Here is an 11,874-nt window from a genome sequence, read left to right on the forward strand (position 1 = left end):
AATGAAATGACAAATGATTATAAATCCAGTTTCAATCCAATGGTGTATGTTTTGGGAATGGGTATCGCATAACCGTTATCATAGCCATTGTAATAAGTCAGTTCAGGATCTCCGCCGGTATAAGCGGTAAACGTAAGCAGGTTGTTGCCGGTAGCATATACATAACACCTGCTGATGCCAGGCGCCAGTCGCTTCATCCACCTGGTACCCGCCAGATCATAGCCCAGGGAAACAGTGCGCAGCTTTATAAAAGAGCCGTCTTCCAGGAACAGGTCCTGATCCGCACGATACGGAATCACAGCGCTCCATGGATTATACTGCGGATATGTTTTCATATTTTCAGGATGCTGCCAGTAAGTGATATCTTTTACAGACTCCAGGTTGGATTGTCCGTCGTGGTTGACAAAATCGTAACGCACCGCAGTTTTGCTGTTCAGGATATTCATGCCGCCGGCAAAATAAAAGCTGAACGACAGGTTTAAATTGCCATACCGGAAGTTGTTATCGAAGCTACCGGTATATACAGGCATGCTGTGACCCTTCATTACTTTATCCTTGTCGTCAACAATAAAATCGCCGTTCCTGTCTTTCCATGCCGGATCACCAGGCTTAAATGCTACGCCTTTGAAGCTAAGAGGTTCGTTGTTTTTTGGGTTGATGGGAATATCCGCCACCTTGCTGTATCCGCCTGTATTTTCATACACCCAGAACTGATCTACCGCTTTGCCTACTTCAAATCTGCGATCACCGGTAACGAATGACTGTACACCACCAGGTAAAGCTTTCAGGGTATTTACATTCCAGGCGCCGCTGACAGACGGTGTCCACTGGAACTTAGCGGTGCGGATCACATCGCCCGACACCCCTGCTTCAATGCCACGGTTATTTACATGCAAGCCGCTCATATATGCGCTGGCATAACCAGATTCCGCTACTACCGGCATCGGCAGCAGCATATTGCGATCATCTTTTGAATAATAATCTGCCGAAATACGCAACCGGTTATGAAAGAAAGCGACATCGGTACCGATCGTAAGTATATCTGTATAAGACCAGCCAATATCATCTCCTACCCAGCCATACGAATAGGGTCTGGACAAACCGGCAACGCCGGTATACGAGTAGGCGTTGGGGTTACCAGACCAGCCCATATCCACTTTATATTGCGGGCCGGCAGCGAAACGGTCGTCTCCATACATTCTGCCAACACGTCCCCAGGAAGCGTGCAATGTCCAGTCACTAAGTGTAGGCATTTGCGTTATGAACTGATTTTTCAGATTCCATTCTCCGCTAACTGAAGGTGTGAGTAACCAACGTTTGGATGGTGCTACCAGCGAAGAGGCATCATTACGCAATGTTAATGTGACGCGATAAATGTCACGGTAATTATATTTTACATTACCATAAAAAGACAACAGCCGCTGTTTCTCTGCATCAATATAACGGTACACCAGCTGATTGGCAAAATACAGTGGTGATAAGTAGTTGCCTTTACCGGCATCGCTCTCCACAATATTTACCTTCACACGGTCGCTGATACCTTTATATGCGCGCTCGTAATTATACTTTTGAAGATCGGCCTGGAATGATTGTCCTGCTTCAAAATTAAAGTGATGATCACTGGAAGGAGTCCATACATAATCTATGACGTTTTCAAAACCAGTACGCTGATTGTTACCAAAATAATTGGATGCATAGTTGGCGCCATCCATTAAGGTAGAGGGATAAAAGACATCTCTTAGGTTTTCATTATAGTCATATAACAGGCGCGTGGTATAACGTAGCTGCTTAAACGCAAATACCAGCGAAAATGTTCCCTGTATACTGTTTACATGATTTCTGTCGAATCCTTTACGGAAGGCATCCCGGTACTGACCATATGTGTCCTTATCAGGAGATAGCGGGTTCGATAGGTCAGGGATATAGGCTGTTTCCAGAAAGCGGTCCTGCATAGAAGTATTTCTGACACGATCCATTCTGTTGGCATTGATCATGGCAGAAGCCATGAGCCATTTAATGGGTGACATATTTACTATAAAGGAGCCGGTATATTTATCGAGGCGGGTATTATCTGCAATACCATTTGCCTGTGTTTTATCGCCAAAGAAACGGAAGTTGGCTCTTTCAGAACCACCGGAAATACTGGCGTTAATGCTATGTTGTGTAGTATTGTGGAAGTACAGATCGCTCCAGTTGGCATTACCGAAATATCCCTGGTTAGAGGAATCGCGCAGGTAAGATGGGAAACTGAGTGAATCTGCTGTAGTGGCGTACTGCTGATAGAACGGCCTGCGGAAGCGGTTTTCATACTGCGCATTGGTAGTATAAACCGGATCAAACAGGTTGACACCGAAGTAACTGTTCACGCTGATTTTCCGTTTACCTGAAGTAGCATTTTTAGTGATGATATTAATAACGCCATTAGCGCCCCTCGGCCCAAACAAACTGATAGCAGCAGCATCTTTGAACACCTGTACTTCTTCCACATTATCCAGGTTAACGATAGAAAGCAGGTTGGTAGCTGGTCCCAGCCTGGTTTGATCGGAGTTCTGTATATCATACACCAGGGTATTGTCCTGGATCATGGGTACGCCATTTAAATACACGGCGGGTTGTACCTGGCTAACATCTTTTTTTGACAGCAGCGGCATGGACAAACCGCGTATATACATGAACTGCTCTGTGCCGGGTTCTCCACTGGGCTCCTGTGTATAAAGGCCCCTGATGTTACCTTTTACCATTTGCTGCAGCGAATTATAAGGAAACAGGGCAACATGCTGTACGTTCAGGGTATCATTATTTTTAAATGCCGCATTTACCCATTTCCTGTTGATGGTGTTGATCACATCATACTCGGAAATAACGGTGGTATCTTTTTCTTCGTTGGGAACAGAATCCAGTGCTAAAAAAGGCTTGCCATAATCCGCTGCCATGGCGTGTGGCGAGCCAATGCATAAAGTAACATGCATAGTACAGCAGGCTGCTATCAGCGAAAGGATCCAGCGCCGCTTTTTTCCGGACAACCGCGTGGATAGATGATCTCTCATTGTTCATTAATATTTGAAGTGATTCATTCCGGGCAATAGCATTCCGTTCAGGCATTTTTCAATGTCTGTGCACAAACAGAATACCGCCGTTATTTCAGCTATTTATTGCTAATAAAATCTGTTTAAAAATGGCCGTAAAAATTACGCATAGGAAGATCGCTTCCCGTGGAATACTGGTATAAATTTTTCATTGTTCGTGTGTTTATGTAAGAAATAAGCCGTTTAAGATTATAGCTCCGCCGGTAGACAAACAGGGTCCATCAAAGCAAAAAACATCGGGTATACACGGATTACAGCCAAACGAAAAAGATATTCATCTTTCAGTAAAACTGATTCATTATTTGTTTACAGGGAAATCTTTAGTGCGTTACGATTCTGGTTCTAATAAATGCTTTTGAAATTTGGTTGAATACTAAACTATCGTTTCATTGTTGTTCACTATCATCCACAAAATAATAAGCGTAGTTGCTACGTCATATTCCCAAAACAAAACGTGATAATTATATGACACAGGAAATTATACGAAGCATTTCTTTTAACACAACATCGACATAGAGATGACAAATAAGGATTAGCATCTGCTAATTTATAATCAGAAACAGGATCATTTATATTTTTAGGCAGATGACCTACATTTGCGCTGTAATTTTTGGGACTATGAAGCATTTTATATTGGCAAGTACCTCCACCTTGTTTGGAGAAACCTACCTGGCTTATCTGCAACCGGCCATGAAAGTATTGTACGCAGGCGTAGATGAAATCATATTTATTCCGTTTGCCCGTCCGGGTGGCATTTCACATGATAACTATACCAGCAAGGCAGCCGAAGCATTTGGAGCTATCGGCATAAAAGTACGGGGGCTGCATACATTCGATGATCCGGCTGCTGCCATTAAAAATGCGAAGGGCTTTTTTACCGGGGGAGGCAATACTTTTCTGCTGGTAAAAACACTACATGAACAGGGACTGATGTTTATATTGCGTGACGCGGTAAACGGCGGCACACCTTATATGGGATGCAGTGCAGGGAGCAATATAGGTGGGGTAACCATGAAAAACACCAATGATATGCCCATTGTATATCCGGCCAGTTTCGACACCATGGGGCTGATCCCTTTTAACCTGAATCCCCACTACCTCGATCCGATAGCAGGTTCCCAACATATGGGAGAAACCAGGGAAACCCGCATCAGGGAATATCTTACTCAAAACACCACGCCGGTACTAGGGCTGAGAGAAGGCAGCTGGATCTACGCACATGATACCCACTTAACACTGCAAGGTAATTTGAGCGCCCGCATTTTTGAAGTGGGCAAAGAGCCGTATGAATTACCAGCTGGTAGTTCCCTCAGCACCCTGAAATAAAAATGTAGCCCAATCCCTTAAAAGAGCAATCATTCTTTTATCTTTGCCACATGCGTGCAAAAGATGAAAATAAAGCCAGCGTCATCCGGGAGAAAGCCATGGAGATGATTGTTCAGGAAGGATTTGATGGTATGAGTATGCATAAACTGGCCAAGGCGGCCAATATATCTGTCTCTACCATCTATATCTATTTTAAAAACCGGGAAGACCTGCTGAATCAATTATATGTAGAAACAGGCAATCTTTTCATGCAACAAATGATGAAAGGGTTTAGTCCTGATATGGATTTTGAAGCGGGATTATGGCAACAGTGGCATAACCGCTATCAGTATATTCTTCGGTATCCCCTGCATCATCGCTTCTGGGAATTGTTCCGGAACTCTCCCCTCGTGGAAAAACAGGACTTCCTGGAGGGGCACGCCTTCAAAAAGGCCATGCTGCAGTTTGTTTTGAATGCGCAACAAAAAGGAGAGATCGTATCATTGCCCACAGAAATTTTTTGGGCAGTAGCCTATGGCACTTTTTATACCCTTATCAAATTTCACCTGGACAACTCCACGATGTCAGGGGCACCTTTTTCGCTCAGCGATGATATGCTGAAACACACCTTTCAGTTGGTCATGAAATCGTTGAGAGTATAACGGTAATCTTTCGTTCTATTTAACCGATAAGATGGATCAGGGTGAAATGTTAGGGAATATCTTTTTTCAATATGCTCTAACTGCCCATACACTCGCGTTAGCCATTGTCAAATCCCTACTACACTATCTTTGAATATTATACAATACGCCATACACTCCCTTTAGCTAATCTTCCATCTACCCCGAAAACAGGTTCCCCGGATTATCTTATATTTATAGTAATCAAAATAATCTCCCATGGCAAAACAAATGTCTATCCTTCCCTTTACGGGAAAACTCGGTCCTCTCATTGGGTATAAGCGCAATGGCAAATACTTCCTGCGCTCCATGCCTGAAAGCGTGCGGCAAACGGCTGCTACCCGCCGCGCATCACGCCGCTTTGGCATCGCCAGCAGGAAAGGCGCTTTTATCCGTAAGGCGTTCTACAGTAACCTGGATATCCATTGTGACGGTGGCCACATCAACCGCCTCAACAAGCTGCTCATTGCTGCCGGCGATCATCACGCCGCCATCACTGGCTTCCGCTTCAATCAGCATACCAGAGTAGATCGTTTTTTCCCGGTGGCTCCCCGGCTTTTGAGTAACGGAGTATTAAATATTCCCGCACAAACCATCGATGGGTATAAAGGTATTGCTGCGCTGGAAGTAAAAGTGATCGCCATGCGGATTGATTTTACATCACGTCAGGTGGCGGGTAGCGAAACGATTACACTCATGATAGCCCCCGATACCACTTTCCAGGAAACAAATATTTCGCTGGAGGTGCCCGGGGAGGGTTCACTGGTAGTAGTTTTCCAGGTAAGAGCGATGTACAAAGACGGCCCATCCCACAACAGACAATACATGGCCGCGGATATCATCGCGGTGGCAGCGCCACAGGTACCCAAACGTGCTCATAAACGTACCTACCCAAAGCGGACGAAATTGCTTCCCAAACTTACCTATACATACACATATCCAGCTGTCATTCAACTGGAATAAAGCTATTTTGCCTCCGGAGATATTTTGATGAATAATCCCTTTATACCTGCTTCCTTTTAATAATACATCTCTTTCCGCAGCTCCCCCCTGGTAGGGAAGCAGCCCTGCTATGGCCAGTGCTGGCCTCCATCCATCTTTTGATGCCATTTCATCCCGGTTATACATCCGGAACTCATCCCCGCATCAAGTCCACCTCTACTGCACCACTTCTATAGATCCTAAGCGGGTGCTAAGCATAGCATAGACGGTATCTACATAATGACAATATATTTTGTGGGTAATTTTACAACGCCAGTCCGCCATCGCTTACAATCTATTCTGATACAGTGTTCTTGCCCGCCAATTACTGATACTGCATTCTCTTTCAACACAGACAAACTCATTTCATTCCAATGTTGAAGTAATTATGAATATAGGGATATGGCACTTTTTACACCCTTTTCAAATTTCACCTGGATAACTCTTCTATGTAAGGAGAAACTTTTTCACTCAGTGATGATATGCTGCGACAGATTTTCCTGCTGGTGATGAAATTATTGAGGCCATAACGGTAACGTATATACTAAATTTAACTATCTTTGCGTCGGTAAAAGTGTAGCTCAGCTGGAAGAGCACTTGCCCCACAGCTTGAGGTCACTGGTTCGACTCCGGTCACTTTTACCAATTTATCTTCTTCCTCTATAACGCTTCCGTATATACGCATGATTTATTACTTTCGCTGCGGCAGCAGTATGGTTTAATTGGAAAAGCACCCGACTGCCAGTTGGGAGTTATCAGTTCGAGTCTGATTATTGCTGCCTTTCTTTCTATTTAATCGCTATCATCATGCAGGAGTTTTCATCAGCCGACTGGGACAAATTTTACGAGGTATTACAATTTCTCAGCAAACACCCCTTTGATTCTCCTGATACCGAACGTTTAAAAGGATTGGTTACAAAAATCTATAAAACCGCCCGTAAAGAAATCAGGCAGACAGAAAGCGACCGCCGCTACCAGGCCGACCAGCAGAAGCTGCAGAACACTGTTGTGTTTCAACAGGGATTACAGGCTTCCGTTGGTCATGCCATTACCGATACCATTTACTTGCCCGTACAGCAGGAGCTGGAAAATGCATGTATCTGCTATTCATGCCGGCAACCATATACGACCGTACATTATCACTATCACCGGCTTTGTCCCACCTGCGCACAAATTCACCTGGAAAAGAAGGCACAGCGTGTATCCTTAACCGGTAGAACAGCTGTTGTTACCGGCGCCCGCATGAAAATCGGGTATGTAACAGCACTCCGTTTACTGAGGGACGGAGCTACTGTGATTGCTACCACCCGCTTTGCAGCGGATGCATTGCTCCAGTATACCAAAGAACCGGATTACGAAATATGGAAAGACCGCCTCATCATATATGGCCTGGATCTTATCAGTTTACCGCAGGTAGAACAATTTATTCAATACCTCTGTCAAACACTGCCGGCACTGGATATCATCATCAATAATGCCGCGCAAACGATTCATTATCCGCCGGAATATTACCAGCCTTTAGTGGAGAAGGCAGCGCAACTTCCACTGCTGCCGGAGGCCGACCAGGCAAGAATTGTAGCTACCGTACCGGTACAACAAACACGCATTGGCAACAGCGAATTATTTCCTACCGGGCAGCTGGATTTCTTCAACCAGCCACTGGACCTGAGAAGCAGCAACAGCTGGGTGATGAAGCTGGATGAGGTAGATACCGCAGAAGTGTTGTCTGCCAACCTCGTGAATAACATATCCCCCTTTATGCTGAACAGCCGCTTAAAGCCGTTGATGCTGCAATCCTCTTTCCCCGATAAATTCATTATCAACGTTACTTCTTCAGAAGGGCAATTCAGTTATGCCCAGAAAACCATTTATCACCCGCATACCAACATGACCAAGGCAGCGCTTAACATGATGACACGCACCAGCGCCGCTGACTATGCAACGCATAATATTTATATGAACAGCGTAGATGTGGGATGGGTATCTACCGGCAATCCGATAGAGAAGAAATCGAGACTGGAACAAAGAGGCTTCTTACCACCACTGATGCTGGATGATGCAGCAGCACGTATCTACGATCCTATTGTACAGGCGATAAATGGTGAACCCAGCTTTGGGAAACTGTACAAAGATTATATAGCAGTAGCCTGGTAATTACAACGCCAGCCCGCCATCACAACGTATTACCGTACCCGTTATATTACCATTCCGCATCAGGAACAGGATCGTATCTGCTACATCTCCCGGCTCTCCTACCCTGCCTACCGGTGTTTGGGAAGCATAGGTTTCAAAGGTATCTGCTTTGGCATCTGCCGGCAGAAAATCCCACCAGCCCGTATTGACTACGCCAGGAGAAACGGCGTTGATACGTAAGGGTTGGATTTCTTTGGCAATAGAAGGAATCATTAATTCCAATGCTCCGTTAATCGCTGCCAGACCGGATACACCCGGCGCCTGTGATATCGCTGAAATAGCTGTAATCAGGGTAATACTGCCGCCTTTATTGATATAAGGCAACGCTGCCTGCAGGGTATTCAGTTGTGGCCAGAACTTGCCTTCAAAGCCTTCCCGTAAATCTTTCAAAGACAGGTCTGCAAATTTACCGGCTCCTTTGGCGCCACTCAATGCAATCACCAGGTGATCAATACCTCCCTGTGTACTAAAAAACGTATCCAGCTCTTTCCGGTTATTACTATCCATCGCCGCAGTCTGTATGCCGGGATTCGCTTTGGCTGCATCTGCCAGCTTAGCGGCAGAGCGACCGGTAACAGTTACATTCGCTTTTTCGTTGACCAGTAATGCAGCCGTAGCCAGCCCTATGCCGGTAGAACCGCCTGCAATAATTACTTTCTTACTCTCAAATGTGTTAGACATATTGTTATCTTTTATGTACACAAAGTTGGGGCATAAAAGCCGATGCGGCATTATCTGTATTATGCATTGTATTAACCCAATTATGCATTTTTACGGTACGACAACGGGGTTTGTCCTGTCTGCTCCCGGAAAAACCGGTTGAAACCCGCAGGGTCGCTGAAGTTCAGCTGATAGGATATTTCTGAAATGGCGATATCTGTATACCGCAATACCGCTTTGGCTTCCTGCACCAGCATATCCGCAATAGCAGCAGATGCAGTATGCCCGGTTACTTCTTTCACTGTACGGTTCAGGTGATTAGGGGTAACGCCCAGCAAAGCCGCGTAATCTGCTACCTTTTTCTTAGCGAGAAAATGCTGGCTGACCAGTTTCTTAAACCGGGGCACCAGGTAAGTATTTCGTGTATCTGTAGTCGTTAGATGCAGCTCCTGCGCTACATAGCTCCGCTTTACTTCCAGCAGCAACAGGTACAGGTACATCCGCACCGCCTTTTCGCAGCCGGATTTATGGTGCTGTAATTCTTCATTTATCTTACCTACAAAATCCGCTACTGCTGTGATAGCGGCCTTATCCAACTGTATAAAAGGAACACCGGAATAGTCGAAAAACGGAAATTCCACGGGTATTTTACCGGCAGGAATAATGTCTTGCAGGAAATCAGCATTGAATAAAATATAATAGCCAAAAGTATCTGCACTGATATTATCCTTGCTGAATACCTGCCCCGGAAACGTAAAACTCAACGTGCCCGCCCTGTGCTGAAACTTTTCCAGCCCCAACTGCACATCCACGCTACCACTTAATGTAATACTGATCCGGTAGAAATCAGATTTGAGCGGACCCAATGCGGGCCGCAATCCTTCACTGGAATACACTTCAAAGCCCGGAATACGTTTCTCCTCTTCCAGGTTATTATACCCGAAGTCGGAGGTGTCGTCTTCCTTGCGGTGCAGGTGGCGGAAGTCGTTCAACACATACTGCGGGATCTCCGGTTTACTGATTTTTGTACTCATTTTCCTATATTCGTCCTTAAAATTAGATAAAATATACCAATGGAGTTAACCACCCTTTACCGACCCGTAGGACCAGATGAGCTGGTGTTAATAGAACAATCCGGCTGGAAGCGATTTCCTCCCAGAAGACCGGATCAGCCCATTTTCTATCCCGTTATGAACGAGGCATATGCCATACAGATATCTGTGGAATGGAATGTACCGGCATATGATGCAGGCTTTGTAACAAAGTTTTCGGTAGACAGTGACTTCCTGCAACGCTATACCGTTGAAAATGTGGGCGGAGAAATACATAATGAATTATGGGTACCTGCAGAAGAACTGGAGGAGTTCAATGATCATATTGTGGGTGTGATTGAGGTGACGCAGTCTTATTACAAAGAGAAACAAGGATAGTGTATACACTGCCGTTATAAACATAAAAAAGCAGCGACCAATCGATCGCTGCTTCGTAATTATACAAACAGATAGTTATCTAGCGATATCAATCTTCACTTTCTTATTCTTAATTCTTTCATTCTTGATTTGTTCCAGTGCATGTCCTACTTTAGATTTCACCACTGCTACAAACGAGAAGAAATCTTTCACTTCAATTAAGCCGATATCTTCCTGTTTCAGGTGCGCTCTCTTGGAGAGGAATCCTACTATATCTACTTTATTCACTTTATCTTTTTTACCGGCACCGATGAAAATGGTGGTCCATTTTGGTTTATCCGGTAAAGTGGAAGTGGCTGGCAATTCAATCTTTTCCACGATTTCATCTGCGAGGTAAGGCATCAGTTTCTCATCCGGAGAAAGAATCACGATAGCAGTACCACTGGCTTCCATTCTGGCGGTACGGCCATTACGGTGTGTCCAGCTATCTTCTGTATGTGGCAGGTGGAAATGTACGATATAACGGATATTCGGAATATCAAGACCGCGTGCAGCAAGATCAGTTGTTACCAGTACGTTTACAGAGCCATTGCGGAATTTGCAGAGGGCCGCATCGCGTTCCTGCTGTTCCATGGCGCCATGGTAGAAGGTGTTGATGATGCTTTTTTCTGACAGCATTTTGCTGGTACGTTCTACTGCTTCGCGGTGATTGCAGAATACAATGGTAGAGCGGTTGCCCAGGGAGCAGATGAGGCGAAACAGGGTTTCCACCTTATCATTTTCCGGTGACAGTACTTCTTTAATGGTCAGTCTGGCTGCCGGCGTGCCTTCTTCCGGGAGATAATCCAGCTTCTGTGGCTCGTTGAGCGCCAGGAATTCCGGTATTTCCACTGATTCGGTAGCAGAGGTCAGGATACGCTTTTTAACATTGGGAAGGGATTCAATAATGAAAGACACTTCCTCCTGGAAACCAAGTTCCAGTGTTTTATCGAATTCGTCCAGTATCAGCGTTTCAACAGCGGCTACGGTGATATTTTCCCTGCGGATATGATCACCCAGGCGGCCTGGTGTTCCTACAATCACAGCTGGCGGCTGTATGAGGTTATTTTCTTCTGTTTCCCTCAGATGCCCACCATAACAGGCAGTGATTTTATAACCGGTTCCCATGAGTTTGAACACCTTCTCTATCTGAAGGGCCAGTTCGCGGGAAGGTACTACTATAAGCGCCTGCGTATTTTTATTGGCAGGGTCCAGTTGTTCCAGTATAGGCAGCAGAAATGCCAGCGTTTTACCGGAACCGGTAGCTGACAACAGAATTACATCAGCGTGTTGCTTGTTCGCGTCCACTGATGCCTGCTGCATTTCATTGAGTGAATCGATCTTGAGATTGGTAAGGATATTACCTAATGAGTATTTTTCTTTTTGCATTTGGGGGCAAAAGTACGAAGATTAACGCGGATTTTGTCTTGGAGCAGGATTATACTGATTATACTGATTTGCTTTTTTAAGATTCGCGGATATAAATGCGGATATATTCTTATATATCTCCGATAATCTTTT

9 protein-coding genes and 2 tRNA genes are annotated in these 11,874 nt (G+C 45.0%); 7 read left to right on the top strand and 4 right to left on the bottom strand.

Annotation, left to right across the window (positions count from 1 at the left end; genetic code table 11):
• Positions 1-17 precede the first annotated feature (17 nt).
• Positions 18-3,047 (bottom strand): SusC/RagA family TonB-linked outer membrane protein, encoded by a 3,030-nt coding sequence (locus AB4Z08_RS12995; RefSeq protein ID WP_441574170.1) that lies wholly within the window; start codon positions 3,045-3,047, stop codon positions 18-20.
• A gap of 657 nt (positions 3,048-3,704) precedes the next feature.
• On the opposite strand from AB4Z08_RS12995, the gene pepE reads away from it, so the two are divergent.
• From pepE to AB4Z08_RS13025, 6 genes are all read left to right on the top strand, one after another.
• Positions 3,705-4,412, top strand: coding sequence for a dipeptidase PepE (pepE, locus tag AB4Z08_RS13000; protein WP_441574171.1), 708 nt, complete (start codon positions 3,705-3,707; stop codon positions 4,410-4,412).
• Positions 4,413-4,462: 50 nt separating this feature from the next.
• On the top strand, positions 4,463-5,053 hold the full coding sequence (locus AB4Z08_RS13005) for a TetR/AcrR family transcriptional regulator (RefSeq protein ID WP_441574172.1): 591 nt from the start codon (positions 4,463-4,465) through the stop codon (positions 5,051-5,053).
• Positions 5,054-5,290: 237 nt separating this feature from the next.
• Complete coding sequence (locus tag AB4Z08_RS13010; RefSeq protein WP_441574173.1) at positions 5,291-6,034, top strand: hypothetical protein; 744 nt, start codon at positions 5,291-5,293, stop codon at positions 6,032-6,034.
• 588 nt (positions 6,035-6,622) lie between these two features.
• Positions 6,623-6,697, top strand: a tRNA-Trp gene (locus tag AB4Z08_RS13015).
• A 62-nt stretch (positions 6,698-6,759) separates the two neighbouring features.
• A tRNA-Gly gene (locus tag AB4Z08_RS13020) sits at positions 6,760-6,831 on the top strand.
• Positions 6,832-6,859: 28 nt separating this feature from the next.
• Positions 6,860-8,206, top strand: coding sequence for an SDR family NAD(P)-dependent oxidoreductase (locus tag AB4Z08_RS13025; protein ID WP_441574174.1), 1,347 nt, complete (start codon positions 6,860-6,862; stop codon positions 8,204-8,206).
• On the opposite strand, the gene AB4Z08_RS13030 is transcribed toward AB4Z08_RS13025, so the two are convergent.
• Positions 8,207-8,926, bottom strand: coding sequence for an SDR family oxidoreductase (locus tag AB4Z08_RS13030; RefSeq protein ID WP_441574175.1), 720 nt, complete (start codon positions 8,924-8,926; stop codon positions 8,207-8,209).
• A gap of 80 nt (positions 8,927-9,006) precedes the next feature.
• Complete coding sequence (locus AB4Z08_RS13035; protein ID WP_441574176.1) at positions 9,007-9,939, bottom strand: helix-turn-helix domain-containing protein; 933 nt, start codon at positions 9,937-9,939, stop codon at positions 9,007-9,009.
• A gap of 39 nt (positions 9,940-9,978) precedes the next feature.
• Here AB4Z08_RS13035 and AB4Z08_RS13040 point away from each other — a divergent pair, with 39 nt between their 5' ends.
• Complete coding sequence (locus AB4Z08_RS13040; protein ID WP_441574177.1) at positions 9,979-10,335, top strand: ADP-ribosylation/crystallin J1; 357 nt, start codon at positions 9,979-9,981, stop codon at positions 10,333-10,335.
• Between the two features lie 75 nt (positions 10,336-10,410).
• On the opposite strand, the gene AB4Z08_RS13045 is transcribed toward AB4Z08_RS13040, so the two are convergent.
• Positions 10,411-11,742 (bottom strand): DEAD/DEAH box helicase, encoded by a 1,332-nt coding sequence (locus AB4Z08_RS13045; protein WP_441574178.1) that lies wholly within the window; start codon positions 11,740-11,742, stop codon positions 10,411-10,413.
• Positions 11,743-11,874: the final 132 nt, after the last annotated feature.

Source organism: Chitinophaga sp. RAB17, from assembly GCF_052114225.1.
Classification (GTDB): Bacteria; Bacteroidota; Bacteroidia; order Chitinophagales; family Chitinophagaceae; genus Chitinophaga.